General features: G+C 54.7%; 13 protein-coding genes. 9 read left to right on the top strand and 4 right to left on the bottom strand.

The window, feature by feature from the left end:
• Positions 1–5: 5 nt before the first annotated feature.
• Positions 6–974: a thioredoxin-disulfide reductase gene (trxB, locus tag HF679_RS10390; protein ID WP_123756155.1), complete on the bottom strand. Its 969-nt coding sequence runs from the start codon at positions 972–974 to the stop codon at positions 6–8.
• A 531-nt stretch (positions 975–1,505) separates the two neighbouring features.
• On the opposite strand from trxB, the gene lrp reads away from it, so the two are divergent.
• From lrp to HF679_RS10345, 9 genes are all read left to right on the top strand, one after another.
• Entirely contained in the window at positions 1,506–2,000 is a 495-nt protein-coding gene (lrp, locus tag HF679_RS10385; RefSeq protein ID WP_002439523.1) for a leucine-responsive transcriptional regulator Lrp, read from the top strand.
• Positions 2,001–2,135: 135 nt separating this feature from the next.
• On the top strand, positions 2,136–6,206 hold the full coding sequence (gene ftsK / locus HF679_RS10380) for a DNA translocase FtsK (RefSeq protein ID WP_187042950.1): 4,071 nt from the start codon (positions 2,136–2,138) through the stop codon (positions 6,204–6,206).
• 122 nt (positions 6,207–6,328) lie between these two features.
• Positions 6,329–6,940, top strand: a complete 612-nt coding sequence (gene lolA, locus HF679_RS10375) for an outer membrane lipoprotein chaperone LolA (protein WP_123756157.1) — start codon at positions 6,329–6,331, stop codon at positions 6,938–6,940.
• An 8-nt stretch (positions 6,941–6,948) separates the two neighbouring features.
• Complete coding sequence (locus tag HF679_RS10370) at positions 6,949–8,292, top strand: replication-associated recombination protein A (protein WP_123756158.1); 1,344 nt, start codon at positions 6,949–6,951, stop codon at positions 8,290–8,292.
• 92 nt (positions 8,293–8,384) lie between these two features.
• Entirely contained in the window at positions 8,385–9,677 is a 1,293-nt protein-coding gene (gene serS, locus HF679_RS10365) for a serine--tRNA ligase (RefSeq protein ID WP_123756159.1), read from the top strand.
• A 199-nt stretch (positions 9,678–9,876) separates the two neighbouring features.
• Entirely contained in the window at positions 9,877–12,315 is a 2,439-nt protein-coding gene (gene dmsA, locus HF679_RS10360; RefSeq protein ID WP_154143397.1) for a dimethylsulfoxide reductase subunit A, read from the top strand.
• Between the two features lie 10 nt (positions 12,316–12,325).
• Positions 12,326–12,943 carry a DMSO/selenate family reductase complex B subunit gene (locus HF679_RS10355; protein ID WP_123756161.1) on the top strand — a complete coding sequence of 206 codons (618 nt, stop codon included), beginning with the start codon at positions 12,326–12,328 and terminating at the stop codon, positions 12,941–12,943.
• A 1-nt stretch (position 12,944) separates the two neighbouring features.
• Positions 12,945–13,808, top strand: coding sequence for a dimethyl sulfoxide reductase anchor subunit family protein (locus tag HF679_RS10350; RefSeq protein WP_123756162.1), 864 nt, complete (start codon positions 12,945–12,947; stop codon positions 13,806–13,808).
• Positions 13,809–14,080: 272 nt separating this feature from the next.
• Positions 14,081–15,229, top strand: a complete 1,149-nt coding sequence (locus tag HF679_RS10345) for an MFS transporter (RefSeq protein WP_123756163.1) — start codon at positions 14,081–14,083, stop codon at positions 15,227–15,229.
• Positions 15,230–15,349: 120 nt separating this feature from the next.
• Here HF679_RS10345 and pflA read toward each other — a convergent pair whose 3' ends face one another.
• The 3 genes from pflA to focA form a co-directional block, all read right to left on the bottom strand.
• A complete protein-coding gene (pflA, locus tag HF679_RS10340; RefSeq protein WP_123756164.1) occupies positions 15,350–16,090 on the bottom strand; it encodes a pyruvate formate lyase 1-activating protein in 741 nt (246 codons plus the stop codon).
• Between the two features lie 320 nt (positions 16,091–16,410).
• Positions 16,411–18,693 carry a formate C-acetyltransferase gene (gene pflB, locus HF679_RS10335; protein WP_123756165.1) on the bottom strand — a complete coding sequence of 761 codons (2,283 nt, stop codon included), beginning with the start codon at positions 18,691–18,693 and terminating at the stop codon, positions 16,411–16,413.
• A 51-nt stretch (positions 18,694–18,744) separates the two neighbouring features.
• Positions 18,745–19,602 carry a formate transporter FocA gene (gene focA, locus HF679_RS10330; RefSeq protein ID WP_123756166.1) on the bottom strand — a complete coding sequence of 286 codons (858 nt, stop codon included), beginning with the start codon at positions 19,600–19,602 and terminating at the stop codon, positions 18,745–18,747.
• Between the last annotated feature and the right edge of the window lie 368 nt (positions 19,603–19,970).

The following is a 19,970-nucleotide window of genomic DNA, read 5'->3' as shown; positions in this document are numbered from 1 at the left end:
AAAGATTATTTGCACGCGTCGGCTAAACCATCAAGATAACGCTCGGCATCCAGTGCCGCCATGCATCCGGTACCGGCAGAGGTGATCGCCTGACGATAGATGTGGTCCATCACATCGCCTGCGGCGAAGACGCCCGGAACGCTGGTCTGGGTGGCGTTGCCGTGGATCCCAGACTGTACTTTGATATAGCCGTTTTCCAGCGCCAGCTGACCTTCAAAGATGGCGGTGTTAGGGCTGTGGCCGATAGCAACAAACAGACCGGCAACGTCCAGAGACTCGATATTGTCGCTATTTTGTGTGTCGCGCAGGCGCAGACCGCTCACGCCCATTTGATCGCCGGTAACCTCTTCCAGGGTACGATGGGTGTGCAGCACGATGTTGCCGTTTGCCACTTTATCCATCAGGCGATTAATGAGGATTTTTTCGGCGCGGAACGAATCACGACGGTGAATCAGATGGACTTCGGAGGCGATGTTAGACAGATACAGCGCTTCTTCAACCGCGGTGTTGCCGCCGCCGATCACGGCGACTTTCTGGTTACGGTAGAAGAAACCGTCACAGGTTGCACAGGCGGATACGCCGCGGCCTTTGAACGCTTCTTCCGATGGCAGTCCCAGATAACGTGCAGACGCGCCGGTGGCGATAATTAAGGCGTCACAGGTGTATTCACCGCTGTCACCCACCAGACGGAAAGGGCGGTTCTGCAGATCGACGCTGTTGATATGGTCGAAAATAATTTCGGTATCAAACTTTGTTGCATGCTCATGCATGCGTTCCATCAGCAGCGGGCCGGTCAGATCGTTCGGATCGCCAGGCCAGTTTTCCACTTCTGTCGTGGTGGTCAACTGACCCCCTTTTTCCATGCCGGTAATCAGCACTGGTTGCAGGTTTGCGCGCGCTGCGTAGACGGCAGCGGTATATCCCGCAGGTCCAGAACCAAGAATAAGCAGTTTACTGTGTTTGGTCGTGCCCATGAGATCCCCATAATTTATTGGCATACATTGGGCTGGATTGTAGGGAATTTGTTGTCGTAAAAAAAGAGCACAGCGATTTTGTTAACGATGTGTGCAATAGAAGTAGCCGATGAATTGGTGATTTTACGAACGAGGAATATAACTAATTCTACTGTCAGCGGGACAATTATAAGATGAAAACATGAGAATCAACGGGGGGGTATAATGAATATCTGGCATCTTGTACTAAAAATCGATGTTTTGCTTTGACAATCCCCTGTGCTTTTGCGAAAACATTCATGGAAGAAAAAAAAGTGTTTCGCGTGTGGCGAATTTTCATGCACGCAAATGCCATTTTTATCCGGGTTAGCGAAATCTACGCATGGTGTGGACAGACGCCATGCGTGATGTTGGTGACTGCCGTCAGGCAACGGGCTTCTCACGTACCCCTGGGTTACTCAATGTCGTAAAGGGTAATAACAGGATGGACTCGGGCAGTGAAGGCTCTGAGTCGGAACAGGAGTAGGGAAGGAATACAGAGAGACAATAATAATGGTAGATAGCAAGAAGCGCCCTGGCAAAGATCTCGACCGCATCGATCGTAATATTTTGAATGAGCTGCAAAAAGACGGGCGTATTTCAAACGTCGAGCTTTCTAAACGGGTGGGACTTTCACCGACGCCTTGCCTTGAGCGCGTGCGTCGACTGGAAAGACAGGGTTTTATTCAGGGCTATACGGCGCTGCTCAACCCGCATTATCTGGATGCATCACTTCTGGTATTTGTTGAGATTACTCTGAATCGTGGCGCGCCGGATGTGTTTGAGCAATTTAACTCCGCTGTGCAAAAACTTGAAGAAATTCAAGAGTGTCATCTGGTTTCCGGTGATTTCGACTATCTGTTGAAAACCCGTGTACCGGATATGTCAGCGTATCGCAAATTACTGGGCGAAACCCTGCTGCGCCTGCCGGGTGTAAACGACACCCGTACCTATGTGGTAATGGAAGAAGTCAAGCAAAGCAATCGTCTGGTTATTAAGACGCGCTAACACGGAACAGGTGCAAACTCGTCGCAGTTTGATTACACTCCTGTTAATCCATACAGCAACAGTGCCGGGGAGACCCGGCACTGTTGTCCGTTTTAGCAGCAGGCAGGAAACAGCCTGATACCTGGAGAGCCTTTTTTGAGCCAGGAATACACCGAAGACAAAGAAGTCAAACTGACAAAGTTAAGCAGCGGGCGCCGACTCCTTGAGGCGTTACTCATCCTTTGCTCTCTGTTTGCCATCTGGCTGATGGCAGCATTACTGAGCTTTAATCCCTCGGATCCTAGCTGGTCACAAACGGCCTGGCACGAACCCATTCACAACATAGGCGGCATACCCGGCGCCTGGCTTGCCGATACGCTATTTTTCATCTTTGGCGTGATGGCTTACACCATTCCGGTGATCATCATCGGCGGATGCTGGTTTGCCTGGCGTAACCAGACGAACGACGAGTACATCGACTATTTCGCCGTCTCGTTACGGCTGATTGGCGCACTGGCGCTGATCCTCACCTCCTGCGGTCTGGCGTCAATCAATGCCGATGATATCTGGTATTTCGCGTCCGGTGGCGTTATCGGCAGCTTGCTGAGCACCACCCTGCAACCGTTGCTGCACAGCAGCGGCGGCACGATCGCACTGCTGTGTATCTGGGCGGCGGGTTTAACGCTGTTTACCGGCTGGTCATGGGTGAGCATCGCCGAAAAACTCGGCGGCGCTATCCTTTCTATCCTTACCTTCGCCAGCAACCGTACCCGTCGCGACGACACCTGGGTGGATGAGGACGAATACGAAGATGATGAAGATGACGTCGACGACGACGCGAAACCGCAAGGGTCGCGCCGCGCACGTATTTTACGCAGCGCCTTAGCGCGTCGGCAGCGTCTGGCAGAAAAATTCTCTAACCCGATGGGGCGCAAGACCGATGCTGCGCTGTTCTCCGGCAAGCGCATGGACGATGCCGAAGAAGAGGTGCAGTTCAGCGCGAAGGGCGCTCCCGTTGCGGCTGATGATGTGCTCTTCTCCGGTTCCAGCGCAGCACGTCCGGCAGATGCTGACGATGTCCTGTTCTCTGGCGCCAGCGCAACGCGTCCTGGTGATTTTGACCCGTACGACCCGTTGCTGAATGGCCACAATATTGCCGACCCGCTGACCTCTGCAGCCGCCGCGACCGCGGCACCGCAGGCGTGGGCCGAGTCAGAGGCCGGCCTTGCGCCGCAAACGGCGTATCAACCGGAAGCGGTACAGCCGCCGGTTTATCAGCCAGATCCGACTTACCCGCAGCATCAGGCTTATCAGCGTGAGCAGGCGCCGGTACAGCAGCCGGTGTATCAGCCGGAGCCGACTTATCCGCAGCATCAGGTCTATCAGCCTGAGCAGGCGCCGGTACAGCAGCCGGTGTATCAGCCGGAGCCGACTTACCCGCAGCATCAGGCCTACCAGCCTGAGCAGGCGCCGATACAGCAGCCGGTGTATCAGCCAGAACCGACGTACCCGCAGCATCAGGCCTACCAGCCTGAGCAGGCACCGGTACAGCAGCCGGTGTATCAGCCGGAGCCGACTTATCCGCAGCATCAGGCCTATCAGCCTGAGCAGGCACCGGTACAGCAGCCGGCGTATCAGCCAGAGCCGCCGGTTTCTTCTGCGCCTGCGGTTGAGCCTGAAGCGCCGCAGGAGGATGTGAAACCGCAGCGTCCGCCGATGTACTATTTCGAAGAAGTCGAAGAGAAGCGGGCGCGTGAGCGCGAACAGCTGGCCGCCTGGTATCAGCCGATTCCTGAGCCAGCCAGCCCGGTCGCCACTCGGCCGATAACGTCAGCGCCGGCCCCGGCACCTGCCGCTGAGGCTGCGGCTGTCAGCGCACTTGCTGCCGGCGTGCATCAGGCCACCGGCCCGGCAGCCACGGCGGCAACGGTAGCCGCTGCTTCTGTGGCATCTTCTGCCGCACCGCTGTTCAGTCCGGCATCCGGTGGGCCGCGCGTGCAGGTGAAAGAAGGGATTGGTCCAAAACTGCCGCGTCCTAACCATGTCCGCGTTCCGACACGCCGTGAGCTGGCATCCTACGGCATTAAACTCCCGTCGCAGCGCATGGCTGAAGAACAGGCCCGTAAAGCCGAGTTCGACCAGAATTATGATGATGAACCGTTAACGGACGAAGAAGTCGATGCGTTGGAGCAGGACGAGCTGGCTCGCCAGTTTGCCGCGACCCAGCAGCAGCGCTACGGGGAAGTCTACGCATCGGATGAAGACGACGATGACGGTGCTGCTGAAGCCGAGCTGGCCCGCCAGTTTGCGGCTTCTCAGCAGCAGCGTTATAGCAGCGAACAGCCGCAGGGCGCGACGCCGTTCACCCCGGCAGATTATGATTTTTCACCGATGAAAGCGCTGGTTGACGACACGCCGAAAGCGCCGCTGTTTACCCCGACGCCAGAAGCGCAACCGCCGGTACAGCAGCATAATCAGCAGCACTACCAGCAGCCGGTGACGCCGCCGCCAGCGATGCAGCCTCAGGTTTCTCAACCGGTGCATCAGCAGCCAGTGCATCAACAGCAGGTACACCAGCCGGTGCAGCATCCGCAGATGGCGCCGCAGGTTCATCCTGCAGCCCAAAGCTATCAGCCGCAGCAGCAGGCACATGCGCCTTCGCAGAGCACCGCTCAGCCGCCGCAGGAGAGCCTGATTCACCCGCTGCTGATGCGTAATGGCAACAGCCATCCGGTGCCGCGTCCGACGACGCCGCTGCCTTCTCTGGATCTGCTGACGCCACCGCCAGCCGAGATCGAACCGGTTGATACGTTTGCACTTGAGCAAATGGCGCGTCTGGTGGAAGCCCGTCTGGCCGATTTCCGCATCAAGGCCGATGTTGTGAACTACTCTCCGGGTCCGGTGATCACTCGCTTCGAGCTGAATCTGGCGCCTGGCGTGAAGGCCGCGCGTATTTCAAACCTGTCACGGGATCTGGCGCGATCGCTCTCTACCGTCGCGGTTCGCGTCGTGGAAGTCATTCCGGGCAAACCGTACGTTGGCCTGGAGCTGCCGAATAAAAAGCGTCAGACCGTCTACCTGCGTGAAGTGCTGGACTGCACGAAATTCCGCGATAACCCATCGCCGCTGACCGTGGTGTTGGGGAAAGATATCGCCGGCGATCCGGTGGTGGCCGATCTGGCGAAAATGCCGCACCTGCTGGTTGCCGGTACCACCGGTTCCGGTAAATCGGTCGGTGTGAACGCTATGATCCTCAGCATGCTCTATAAAGCGCAGCCGGAAGATGTGCGTTTCATCATGATCGACCCGAAAATGCTTGAACTGTCGGTCTATGAAGGTATCCCGCATCTGTTAACCGAAGTGGTCACGGACATGAAAGACGCCGCCAACGCCTTGCGCTGGAGCGTGAACGAGATGGAACGTCGCTACAAGCTGATGTCGGCGCTCGGCGTGCGTAACCTCGCGGGTTACAACGAGAAAATCGCCGAAGCGGCGCGGATGGGACGTCCGATCCCGGATCCGTACTGGAAACCGGGCGACAGCATGGATGCCGTGCATCCGGTGCTTGAAAAGCTGCCGTATATCGTGGTTCTGGTGGATGAATTCGCCGACCTGATGATGACCGTCGGCAAGAAGGTAGAAGAGCTGATCGCACGTCTGGCGCAGAAAGCGCGTGCCGCGGGTATTCACCTGGTGCTGGCAACGCAGCGTCCGTCCGTCGATGTGATCACGGGCCTGATCAAAGCGAACATCCCGACGCGTATCGCCTTCACCGTGTCGAGTAAAATTGACTCGCGTACCATCCTCGATCAGGGTGGGGCCGAATCGCTGCTGGGCATGGGGGATATGCTCTACTCCGGGCCGAACTCCACCATGCCGGTTCGTGTGCATGGCGCGTTTGTACGCGACCAGGAAGTTCACGCGGTAGTCCAGGACTGGAAAGCTCGCGGACGTCCGCAGTATGTCGACGGCATCACGTCGGATAGCGAAAGCGAAGGCGGCGGCGGTGGTTTTGACGGATCGGAAGAGCTGGATCCGTTGTTCGATCAGGCGGTGAACTTCGTGACTGAAAAGCGTAAAGCGTCGATTTCCGGCGTGCAGCGTCAGTTCCGTATCGGTTACAACCGCGCAGCCCGTATCATCGAGCAAATGGAAGCGCAGGGTATCGTCAGCGAACAGGGCCATAACGGCAACCGTGAAGTGCTGGCGCCGCCTCCCTTCGAGTAAGTGCAAAGTTGGGTAAATAAGCGCAAAATCAGCATTGTCTTCTGTCCCGCCGCCTCAGGCGGTCCTAAATTAGGGGCAGAAGAGGCTCCCGCGTCGGGAGTGACGCACATTAAGGAATAACAATGAAAAAACTCGCAATCACCTGTGCATTACTGTCTGGCTTTATGGTCAGCCAGGTTTGGGCGGATGCCGCCAGTGATTTGAAAGGCCGCCTCGATAAGGTGAGCAGTTTCCACGCCAGCTTCACGCAAAAAGTGACGGATGGTAGCGGTAATGCGGTTCAGGACGGGCAGGGCGACCTGTGGGTGAAACGCCCTAATCTCTTTAACTGGCACATGACTCAGCCAGATGAAAGTATCCTGGTCTCCGACGGCAAAACGCTGTGGTTCTATAACCCGTTTGTTGAGCAGGCGACGGTGACCTGGCTGAAAGACGCCACCAGCAACACGCCGTTTATGCTGATTGCCCGTAACCAGGCGAACGACTGGCAGCAGTACAATATCAAGCAAAATGGCGATGATTTTGTTCTGACCCCGAAAAGCGGTAGCGGCAACCTGAAGCAGTTCACAATCAATGTGGGCCGTGACGGCACCATTCACCAGTTCAGCGCGGTAGAGCAGGATGACCAGCGCAGCAGCTACCAGCTGAAAGCACAGCAAAATGGTGCGATCGATGCATCTAAGTTCACGTTTACACCGCCGAACGGGGTGACAGTGGACGATCAACGTAAATAGAGGCGAATGTGAGCAATCTGTCGCTCGATTTTTCCGACAATGCGTTTCAACCTCTGGCCGCCCGTATGCGGCCAGAAAATTTAGCGCAGTACATCGGCCAGCAGCATCTGCTGGCGCCGGGGAAACCCTTGCCGCGAGCGATTGAAGCCGGGCATCTGCATTCGATGATCCTGTGGGGGCCGCCAGGCACCGGGAAAACCACCCTGGCTGAAGTGATTGCTCGCTATGCCAGCGCCGACGTCGAACGCCTGTCGGCGGTGACCTCCGGGGTGAAAGAGATCCGCGAAGCGATCGAGCGTGCCAGGCAAAACCGCAATGCCGGACGCCGCACCATTCTGTTTGTCGACGAAGTCCATCGTTTCAATAAAAGCCAGCAGGATGCGTTTCTGCCGCATATTGAAGACGGCACCATCACCTTTATCGGTGCGACGACGGAAAACCCCTCTTTTGAACTCAATTCCGCACTGTTATCCCGGGCGCGTGTCTATCTGCTGAAATCGTTAACCAGCGATGATATTGAGCAGGTATTAACCCAGGCGATGAACGATAAGGAGCGCGGTTACGGTGGGCAAAACATCGTTCTGCCGGACGAGACCCGCCAGGCGATTGCCGGGCTGGTGAACGGCGATGCGCGGCGGGCGCTCAATACGCTTGAGATGATGGCCGATATGGCCGAGACCGACGCCTCCGGTAACCGGGTGCTACAAGCGGCACTCCTGACCGAAATTGCCGGTGAGCGCAGCGCCCGCTTTGATAATAAAGGCGACCGTTTCTACGATTTGATCTCCGCGCTGCATAAGTCTGTACGCGGCAGTTCACCGGATGCCGCGCTGTACTGGTACGCGCGAATTATTACCGCCGGTGGCGATCCGCTGTATGTTGCCCGTCGTCTGTTAGCGATTGCATCGGAAGACGTTGGCAATGCCGATCCGCGCGGCATGCAGGTGGCGATTGCTGCCTGGGATTGCTTTACTCGCGTGGGGCCGGCAGAAGGTGAGCGCGCCATTGCCCAGGCGATTGTGTACCTGGCCTGTGCCCCGAAAAGCAACGCAGTTTATACCGCCTTTAAAGCCGCTATGGCCGATGCCCGCGAGCGTCCCGACTACGATGTACCGGTGCATCTGCGCAACGCGCCAACCCGTCTGATGAAGGACATGGGGTATGGGCAAGAGTATCGTTACGCCCATGATGAGCCGAACGCTTATGCCGCCGGAGAAGCCTATTTCCCGCAGGAAATGGCCCAAACCCGTTATTATCAGCCTACAAATCGGGGGCTGGAGGGTAAAATTGGCGAAAAGCTCGCCTGGCTTACCGAACAGGATCAAAATAGCCCCATAAAACGCTACCGCTAACTGAGACGTTGCGGTAAGGTTATCAAGATATTCCGGTGGTCGTAGTCTGCGGCCACTTTTTCTTTTATTAATTCGATAAGCACAGGATAAGCATGCTCGATCCCAATCTGCTGCGTACCGAGCCAGACGCAGTCGCTGAAAAACTGGCACGCCGGGGCTTTAAGCTGGATGTAGATAAACTGCGCGCTCTGGAAGAGCGTCGTAAAGTTCTGCAGGTTGAAACTGAAAACCTGCAGGCGGAGCGTAACTCCCGATCGAAATCCATTGGCCAGGCGAAAGCGCGCGGGGAAGATATCGAGCCATTACGCCTGGAAGTGAACAAACTTGGCGAACAGCTGGATGCGGCGAAAGCCGAACTGGACGTGTTGCTGGCGGAAATCCGCGATATCGCCTTGACCATTCCGAACGTGCCGCACGACGACGTTCCGCAGGGTAAAAGTGAAGAAGACAACGTTGAAGTCAGCCGCTGGGGCACCCCTCGCGAGTTCGCTTTCGACGTCCGCGATCACGTCACCCTGGGCGAAATGCACGGTGGGCTGGACTTTGCTGCAGCCGTTAAGCTGACCGGTTCCCGTTTTGTGGTCATGAAAGGGCAGCTGGCGCGTCTGCATCGTGCACTGGCACAGTTCATGCTGGATCTGCACACCGAGCAGCATGGCTATAGCGAAAACTACGTCCCGTATCTGGTCAACCAGGAAACGCTGTACGGTACCGGTCAGCTGCCGAAATTCGCCGGCGATCTGTTCCACACGCGTCCGCTGGAAGAAGAAGCTGACAGTAGTAATTACGCGTTGATCCCAACGGCTGAAGTGCCGCTGACCAACCTGGTTCGCGATGCGATCATCGACGAAGACGATCTGCCGATCAAAATGACCGCCCACACGCCGTGCTTCCGTTCTGAAGCGGGATCCTACGGTCGTGATACCCGTGGTCTGATCCGTATGCACCAGTTCGACAAAGTTGAAATGGTGCAGATCGTACGCCCGGAAGATTCCATGGCTGCGCTCGAAGAGATGACCGGCCATGCGGAGAAAGTTCTGCAGCTGCTGGGTCTGCCGTACCGTAAAGTGGCGTTGTGCACCGGTGACATGGGCTTCAGCGCCTGTAAAACCTATGACCTCGAAGTCTGGGTGCCGGCGCAGAACACCTACCGTGAAATCTCCTCCTGCTCCAACGTCTGGGACTTCCAGGCGCGCCGTATGCAGGCTCGTTGCCGCAGCAAATCAGACAAGAAAACGCGTCTGGTTCACACGCTGAACGGCTCCGGACTGGCGGTAGGTCGTACCCTGGTGGCGGTGATGGAAAACTATCAGCAGCCAGATGGCCGTATTGAAATTCCGGAAGTTCTGCGCCCTTATATGCGCGGCCTTGAATTTATCGGCTAAATTTTACCGCTCTCTCAAAAGCGCCTTCGGGCGCTTTTTTTTTACCCCCTTCTTGATGCCGGGCAATAATCCCCCCGGTGAATGCCCGCATACTCCCTCAGTGTTAATCCAGCATAAAAAACTATAATAAACTTATTTCGTTATATAAATATCTATATAGCGATTGTCAGTGAACTGTGAGCAATCAAAGCGAGTATCCATGAAAATTAAAGCCCCCGATGCTTTACTGGCTGCCGAAGTAAGCCGGCGTGGTTTAATGAAAACCACGGCCATTGGCGGTCTGGCAATGGCCAGCAGTGCATTTACTTTACCCTTTACACGTATTGCCCACGCTGCCAACGCGCTGGCCCCCGTCAATGAGACGGTAACCTGGAGCGCGTGTACCGTGAACTGTGGTAGCCGTTGTCCGCTGCGGATGCATGTGGTTGATGGTGAAATCAAATACGTTGAAACCGACAATACCGGTGACGATAACTATGACGGCCTGCATCAGGTGCGCGCCTGCCTGCGCGGGCGTTCAATGCGTCGTCGGGTCTATAACCCCGATCGTCTGAAATACCCGATGAAGCGCGTCGGTAAGCGTGGTGAAGGTAAATTCGAGCGCATTAGCTGGGAAGAAGCCTTCGATACGATTGCCGGCAATATGCAGCGCCTGATTAAAGACTACGGAAACGAGTCAATCTATCTGAACTACGGCACCGGCACCCTCGGCGGCACCATGACCCGTTCCTGGCCACCGGGAAAAACGCTCATCGCACGTCTGATGAACTGCTGCGGCGGGTATCTCAACCATTATGGTGATTACTCGTCGGCGCAAATTGCCGCGGGGCTGAATTACACCTACGGTGGCTGGGCCGATGGCAACAGTCCATCGGATATTGAAAACAGCCAGCTAGTGGTGCTGTTTGGTAATAACCCTGGCGAAACGCGCATGAGCGGTGGCGGGGTGACCTACTATCTGGAACAGGCGCGGCAGAAATCCAATGCCCGGATGATCATCGTCGATCCGCGTTATACCGATACCGGTGCGGGCCGCGAAGATGAGTGGATCCCGATTCGTCCCGGTACCGATGCCGCGCTGATCTCCGCGCTGGCCTGGGTCATGATTACCGAAAACCGTGTCGATCAGCCATTCCTCGATAAATACTGTGTCGGCTATGACGAAAAAACGTTACCTGCCGATGCGCCAGCTAACGGCCACTACAAGGCCTATATTCTTGGCCAGGGTAGCGACGGTATTGCCAAAACCCCGCAGTGGGCCTCGACGATCACCGGTATTCCGGTCGATCGTATCGTGCAGCTGGCTCGCGAAATTGCGACTGCCAAACCGGCGTATATCAGCCAGGGATGGGGACCGCAGCGTCATGCCAATGGTGAAATTGCCACCCGCGCGATTTCAATGCTGGCGATTCTGACCGGTAACGTCGGGATCAATGGCGGCAACAGCGGCGCGCGTGAAGGCTCCTACGACCTGCCGTTTGAGCGTATGCCAACGTTTGAAAACCCGGTTGAAACCAGCATTTCAATGTTTATGTGGACCGACGCGATTGAACGGGGTCCGGAAATGACCGCGCTGCGCGACGGTGTCCGCGGCAAAGACAAGCTGGATGTGCCGATCAAAATGATCTGGAACTATGCCGGCAACTGCCTGATTAACCAGCACTCTGATATCAACCGCACGCATGAAATCCTGCAGGATGACAAGAAGTGCGAAATGATCGTGGTGATCGACTGCCACATGACCTCATCGGCAAAATATGCCGATATTCTGCTGCCCGACTGCACCGCTTCCGAGCAGATGGACTTCGCGCTGGATGCCTCCTGCGGCAACATGTCGTACGTGATCTTCACCGACCAGGTGATTAAACCGCGGTTTGAATGCAAGACCATTTATGACATGACCGCCGAGCTGGCAAAACGCATGGGCGTGGAGCAGAAGTTTACCGAAGGCCGTACCCAGGAAGGGTGGATGCGCCATCTGCATGAGCTGTCCCGCAAGGCGATCCCGGATTTGCCGGACTTCGACACCTTCCGCAAACAGGGGATTTACAAACAGCGCGACCCGGAAGGGCATCACGTTGCCTATAAAGCCTTCCGTGACGATCCGCAGGCCAATCCGCTGACCACCCCATCGGGCAAAATTGAGATCTACTCGCAGGCGCTGGCCAACATCGCCGCGACCTGGGAGCTGCCTGAGGGCGATGTGATCGACCCGCTGCCGATTTACACCCCCGGTTTTGAAAACTATAACGATCCGCTGATCGCGAAATTCCCGCTGCAGTTAACCGGTTTTCACTATAAATCACGAGTGCACTCGACCTATGGCAACGTTGATGTGCTGAAGGCAGCCTGTCGCCAGGAAATGTGGATCAACCCGCTCGATGCGAAGAAACGTGGCATCACCAACGGCGATCGTATTCGTATTTTCAACGATCGTGGTGAAGTGCATATCGAAGCCAAAGTGACGCCGCGCATGATGCCTGGCGTGGTCGCATTGGGCGAGGGCGCCTGGTATAACCCGGACGCAGGACGTGTGGATCAGGCGGGGAGCATCAACGTGCTCACCACCCAACGGCCATCGCCTTTGGCGAAAGGCAATCCATCGCACACTAACCTGGTCCAGGTCGAAAAGCTGTAAGGAATAACCGATGACAACTCAATACGGATTTTTTATCGATTCTGCTCGTTGTACCGGTTGTAAAACCTGCGAGCTGGCTTGTAAAGACTTCAAAAACTTAACGCCTGACGTCAGCTTCCGCCGTATTTATGAGTACGCGGGCGGCGACTGGCAGGAGGACAATGGCGTCTGGCATCAGGACGTCTTTGCCTATTACTTATCCATTGCCTGTAACCATTGTGAAGATCCGGCCTGCACCAAAGTCTGTCCGAGTGGCGCCATGCACAAGCGCGATGACGGGTTTGTCGTCGTCGATGAAGATGTGTGTATTGGCTGCCGCTACTGCCACATGGCCTGTCCGTACGGTGCGCCGCAGTACAACGCGGCGAAAGGACACATGACCAAGTGTGATGGCTGCTATGAACGTGTCGCCGACGGCAAAAAGCCGATCTGCGTCGAATCCTGCCCGCTGCGCGCGCTGGACTTTGGTCCGATTGAAGAGCTGCGTAAAAAACACGGTGAGCTGGCTGCGGTAGCTCCGCTGCCATCAGCTCATTTTACGAAACCCAGTATTGTCATCAAACCGAACGCTAACAGTCGTCCGTGCGGTGATACAACCGGCTATCTGGCCAACCCGAAGGAGGTGTGAGATGGGAAGTGGATGGCATGAATGGCCGCTGATGATCTTCACGGTCTTTGGACAGTGCGTCGCCGGGGGTTTTATCGTCCTGGCACTGGCGTTGATGAAAGGTGATTTATCGCGCGAGCAGCAACAGCGCGTAGTGCTGAGCATGTTCGGTTTATGGGTGCTGATGGGGATTGGCTTTATCGCCTCCACAATGCATCTGGGATCGCCCATGCGGGCCTTTAACTCGCTTAACCGCATCGGTGCCTCGTCACTGAGTAACGAAATTGCGAGCGGTGCGCTCTTCTTCGCCGTAGGCGGTATTGGCTGGCTGCTGGCAGTGATGAAAAAGCTGCCGGTCGGCTTGCGTAACCTCTGGCTGGTGGCGACGATGGTGCTGGGCGTTATCTTCGTCTGGATGATGGTGCGGGTGTACAACACCATTGATACCGTCCCGACCTGGTATAGCGTCTGGACGCCGCTGAGCTTCTTCCTGACGCTGTTAATCGGGGGGCCGCTGCTTGGGTATCTGCTGCTGCGCGTCGCTGGCGTTGACGGCTGGGCAATGCGTCTGCTGCCGGTTATCACCTTGCTGGCGCTGGTGGCGAGCGTCATCGTCGCCCTGATGCAAGGCAGCGAGCTGTCGACGATCCACAGCTCCATTCAGCAGGCTTCGGCGCTGGTACCGGATTACGGCTCGCTGATGGCCTGGCGTGTGGTGGCGTTAGCGCTGGCGCTGGCATGCTGGGTGATCCCGCTGCTTAAAGGCTATCAACCGGCGGTGCCGCTGTTAAGCCTGGCATTCGTACTGGTGCTGGTTGGTGAGATGCTCGGGCGTGGTGTGTTCTATGGTCTGCATATGACCGTCGGTATGGCGATCGCCAGCTGATATTGCTATTACGCCAGGGCGTCCTGCTCTGGCGTAATTAAAAAGTGCGATTGATTCATGAAATTTTTCTACTGATATTCCCGCCGTTATTTTCCAATAAATTAATAAAAACAATGGAATAATATAAAGAATAATTCTGTTGCCGTTCCGCTGGATAAAAAACTTCTATCGTTGCTCGTGAAACCGCGTCCCGCCTGATTTCTGGCGGATTGACAATGTTTTTTGCAGTGGCATGATGCGCACGAAATCTAAACTTCCTCACGGTTATACCCATGTCCATCTACACCCGGCCGGTGCAAATGTTGCTCTGCGGCCTGCTTCTTTTGACGCTGGCGATAGCGGTTTTAAACACCCTCGTCCCGCTTTGGCTCGCCCATGAAAATATGCCGACATGGCAGGTTGGTATGGTCGGTTCATCCTATTTCACCGGTAACCTGGTCGGTACGCTGCTGGCTGGATGGGTGATTAAGCGTCTTGGGTTTAACCGGAGCTATTATCTGGCTTCCCTGATTTTTGCGGTGGGCTGCGTGGGGCTGGGGATCACTATTGGTTTCTGGACCTGGCTAAGCTGGCGTTTTATCGCCGGCGTTGGCTGCGCGATGATTTGGGTGGTGGTGGAAAGTGCGCTGGTGTGTAGCGGAACGTCGCGTAGCCGCGGCCGTCTGCTCGCCGCCTATATGATGGTTTACTACGTGGGGACCGTGCTGGGCCAGCTGATGGTCAGCAAACTGCCGACGGACCTGATGAGCGTATTGCCGTGGGTCACCGCGATGGCACTGGCGGCGATCCTGCCTCTGCTGTTTACCCGTGTGGTTAATCAAAGCGATGAACCGCATGAGCCGGCTCGTATCTGGCCGATGCTCAGACTGCGTCAGGCGCGCCATGGCGTTAATGGCTGCATTATATCGGGGATCGTGCTGGGGTCGCTGTATGGCCTGATGCCGTTGTGGTTGAACCATCAGGGCGTGAGTGACGCCGGGATTGGTTTCTGGATGGCGGTAATGGTCAGCGCAGGGATCCTTGGCCAATGGCCAATTGGCCGCATGGCTGACCGCTACGGCCGTTTGCTGGTGCTGCGGGTACAGGTCTTTATCGTCATTCTGGGCTGCCTGGCAATGCTGAGCGGTGCCGCGATGGCGCCGGCGTTATTCATTCTTGGCGCCTCGGGCTTCACGCTCTATCCGGTGGCGATGGCGTGGGCCTGTGAAAAAGTCGAACGCCATCAGCTGGTGGCGATGAACCAGGCGTTGCTGATGAGCTATACCATCGGGAGCCTGCTTGGGCCAACCCTCACCGCGATGCTGATGCAGAGCTTCTCCGACAATCTGCTGTTTATTATGATTGCCAGCGTGTCGTTTATTTATCTGCTGACGCTGCTGCGCAAAGCCGGTCATCATCCGACCCCGGTGGCTCACGCCTGATTACAGCTGAAATATTGCCGGTAGGCGTTATACGTTTGCTGGCAAGAGTAGAAGGAAGAAGAGGGGCGCTTCCGGGGCAACGTTGATGCAGCCCCGGAAATGGCTAAAACGGCAGGGGAGTTAGTACATCACCTTGTGGCCATACTGCTCCAGAATGCCTTTCACCCGATCCATCGTCTCTTTCTTCGGCGGATGCACGCCATCAAGCTTGTACTCTTCACCCATCGCAACCCATTTATGTTTGCCTAACTCGTGATAAGGCAGCAGCTCGATTTTTTCGACGTTGCCCATGTCGCGGGTAAACTCACCTAGGCGATGGGCGGAGTCATCATCATCTGACCAGCCTGGCACCACGACGTAGCGGATCCAGACTTTGACATTTTTGTTCGACAGATAGCGGGCAAATTCCAGGGTACGATGGTTCGACACGCCAACCAGATTCTGGTGGATCTCATCGTTCATCTGCTTGAGGTCGAGCATGACCAGGTCGGTGACTTCCAGCAGTTCATCAATGACCGGATCGTAGCGGCGGACGAAGCCGTTAGTATCCAGACAGGTATGAATGCCTTCTTTCTGACAGGCGCGGAACCAGTCGCGCACAAACTCGGCCTGCAGAATGGCTTCACCGCCGGATGCCGTGACGCCGCCGCCGGAAGCATTCATAAAGTGGCGATAGGTCACCACCTCTTTCATCAGGCTTTCGACGGTGACTTCGGTACCGCCGTGGGTATCCCAGGTGTCACGGTTATGGCAATACAGGCAGCGCATCAGGCAGCCCTGGAAGAAGGTAATAAAGCGGATCCCTGGGCCATCGACGGTGCCACAGGATTCAAAGGAGTGAATACGGCCAATAGTTGACATTGCGGTGATATCTCCAGATTCGGCCCGTCCGGGGCCTGTGATGCACAGCTCAAACCGGCTGTGTTTAGTCTGTTTTGGCGGTTATCCATTGAGTATAGATAACGGACAAAAGAGACAGGGGTAGGTGCTAAAAAGGCCCCACTGACGTGGAGCCTTTATTATACGCTTTTTACTTTGCGATTTCAGTCAGTACCCATCGTCTTTCAGGCTGTATCTTTGTTGGCTTCGTTCACTCACCCGAATCACTTACTTGAGTAAGCTCATCGGGATTCGTGCACTTGCCGCCGCGATGCAACCCGAAATCCAGTGGGTAGCACCAATTACATGGTCTGAGTGAAGGTACGGGTAATAACGTCCTGCTGCTGTTCTTTAGTCAGGGAGTTAAAACGTACTGCGTAGCCAGATACACGGATGGTCAGCTGCGGATATTTTTCCGGGTTTTCCATCGCGTCGAGCAGCATTTCGCGGTTCATAACGTTGACGTTCAGGTGCTGACCGCCTTCGATTGACGCTTCGTGGTGGAAGTAACCATCCATCAGGCCAGCCAGGTTGGTTTTACGAACTTCGTCGTCTTTACCCAGTGCGTTCGGAACGATAGAGAAGGTATAAGAAATACCATCTTTTGCGTAAGCAAACGGCAGTTTAGCAACGGAGGTCAGAGAGGCAACAGCACCTTTCTGGTCACGGCCGTGCATCGGGTTAGCACCTGGTCCGAACGGTGCGCCAGCGCGACGACCATCTGGGGTGTTACCGGTTTTCTTACCATAAACCACGTTAGAGGTGATGGTCAGAACGGACTGAGTCGGGATAGCGTTGCGATAGGTGGTCAGTTTCTGAATTTTCTTCATGAAACGTTCAACCAGGTCAACTGCCATGTCATCAACGCGAGAGTCGTTGTTACCAAACTGCGGGTATTCGCCTTCGATTTCGAAGTCAATCGCCAGACCGTCTTCGTCACGAATCGGTTTAACTTTCGCATATTTGATAGCAGACAGGGAGTCAGCCGCAACGGACAGACCTGCGATACCACATGCCATGGTGCGAACAACATCACGGTCGTGCAGTGCCATCAGGGAAGCTTCGTAGCTGTACTTATCATGCATGTAGTGGATGATGTTCAGCGCGGTGACGTACTGTTTAGCCAGCCAGTCCATGAAGTGATCCATGCGATCCATCACTTCGTCGAAGTTCAGGACGTCGCCTTTGATCGGTTCAGATTTAGGACCAACCTGCATTTTCAGTTTTTCATCAACGCCGCCGTTGATAGCGTACAGCATGGTTTTCGCGAGGTTTGCACGCGCACCGAAGAACTGCATTTGCTTACCAACAACCATCGGGCTTACGCAGCAAGCGATAGCATAGTCGTCGTTGTTGAAGTCCGGACGCATCAGGTCATCGTTCTCATACTGCAGAGAAGAGGTATCGATGGACACTTTCGCGGCGAATTTTTTGAAGCTCAGTGGCAGTTTTTCAGACCACAGAATAGTGATGTTCGGCTCCGGAGACGGCCCCATGGTGTACAGGGTGTTCAGGAAGCGGAAGCTGTTTTTGGTAACCAGAGTACGGCCATCAACGCCCATACCACCGATAGATTCAGTTGCCCAAATCGGGTCACCGGAGAACAGTTCATCATATTCAGGAGTACGCAGGAAACGAACCATACGCAGTTTCATGACCAGGTGGTCAATCATTTCCTGAGCGTCTTGCTCGGTGATTTTACCGGCTTTCAGGTCACGTTCGATGAAGATATCCAGGAAGCTGGAAGTACGACCGAAGGACATTGCCGCGCCGTTCTGAGATTTAACGGCAGCCAGGTAACCGAAGTAGGTCCACTGGATTGCTTCTTGTGCAGTTTTTGCCGGCGCAGAGATATCGCAGCCATATTTTGCTGCCATTTCTTTGATCTGACCCAGAGCACGATACTGCTCGGAGATCTCTTCACGCAGACGGATGGTCGCTTCCAGATCTTCGCCATTTTCCAGTCTTTCTTGCAGAGACAGGAACTGAGCGTATTTGTCTTTCATCAGGAAGTCGATACCGTACAGCGCAACGCGACGGTAGTCACCGATGATACGGCCACGGCCATACGCATCTGGCAGACCGGTTAGAACACCGGATTTACGGCAGTTCAGGATGTCTTTGGTGTAAACATCAAAAACGCCCTGGTTGTGAGTTTTACGGTATTCAGTAAAGATTTTTTTCAGCATCGGGTCCAGTTCGCGATTGTACGCTTTGCAGGAACCTTCAACCATTTTGATGCCACCGAACGGGATAATCGCACGTTTCAGCGGAGCTTCAGTTTGCAGACCAACGATTTTCTCGAGGGCTTTTTCAATGTAGCCAGCGTCATGAGAAGTGATGGTGGATGCAAGGGAAGTGTCGAAATCAACAGGCGCGTGAGTGCGGTTTTCCTGTTTAACACCTTCCATTACGTTGTCCCACAGCTTGGTTGTCGCGTCAGTTGCGCCAGCCAGGAAGGACTCGTCACCTTCATACGGGGTGTAGTTTTTCTGGATAAAGTCACGTACGTTGACTTCTTTCTGCCAGTCACCTTTCGCAAAACCTTCCCAGGCTGTGGCTAACTTTTCATTAAGCTCGGACATGTAACACCTACCTTCTTAAGTGGATTTTTTATTTACTGCCTGAAACGACCCTTAGTGATGGTCGTCGCCACGCAGGTAAATGACCCAGTATGTCAACCCAACCAGCAGACCACCGCCGATAATGTTCCCGATAGTTACCGGAATCAGGTTATCAGTAATGAAGTTCATGACGGTCAGGTGAGAGAAATTTTCCGGAGCTGAACCGATAGCGGTCCAAAATTCCGGGCTTGCAAAGTCGCGGATTACGATACCCATCGGGATCATAAACATATTAGCGATACTGTGCTCAAAGCCGCTGGCAACGAACATGGCGACGGGTAATACCATAATCATGGCTTTATCCATCAGGCTGCGACCGGAGTAGCTCATCCACACCGCCAGACAGACCATCAGGTTCGCCAGGATACCCAGGCACACGGCTTCAATAAATGTATGATGCATTTTATGGTCAGCGGTTTGCAGGACGTTGAGGCCCCATCCACCGTTGGCGGCCATATACTCGCCAGACAACCACATGAGCAATACAAACAACAATGCGCCTATCAGGTTACCAACATAGACGTTGAGCCAGTTTCTTGCCAGTTGACCCCAGGTAATTCGTCCGCTGGCTTTTGCCACGACGATAAGTACGGTAGAGGTAAACAGGTCAGCACCGCAAATAACACAAAGAATCAGGCCCAGGGAGAAACAGACCCCACCGATCAACTTGGCAATCCCGAAAGGCATTGCGGCTGTGCCGGTTGTCGCAGTGATATAGAAGACAAAAGCGATTGAGATGAACACACCAGCGGTAATCGCCAGATAAAACGTCTTCATCGGGTGCTTTGTCGCTTTATAGACACCTGCTTCTTCGGCAACTTTCGCCATGGCAGCAGGGAGTAAAAGATCAAAAGGGTTGTCAGCTTTCACACTAACTCTCTCTTTATAAAAGTTGGCGGTGAGATACTAACAAAGCATTATAGAAGGGAATTTGATGTAGATCATATCCTACCGGAACTATAAGCCCTTTATATGTATGGTTTTGTGATTTATTGATATTAAATATTTGATCTTTATTGAAAAAATAAATTTTAAAATTTACAACTTATGTTGATTTTTTTCATTTTTGGGGGCGGGTGACGGTTAATTAAAATGGGGTACTTTTATTAAAATTAACAACCGTAATTTAAAGCGTGAAAAAAATTTACGACAAATTAACGTTGCGTCCACAATTCTGCGCGGTTGCCTGTGAAGCTGTAAAAACGGGGCCATTTACGGCCCCGCTGATGTCCTGCACG

The sequence above is a fragment of the Enterobacter sp. JUb54 genome (assembly GCF_014298075.1).
Classification (GTDB): Bacteria; Pseudomonadota; Gammaproteobacteria; order Enterobacterales; family Enterobacteriaceae; genus Klebsiella; species Klebsiella lignicola.
The sequence above is the reverse complement of the archived record's forward strand: the minus strand, read 5'-3'. Positions and strand labels throughout refer to the sequence as shown.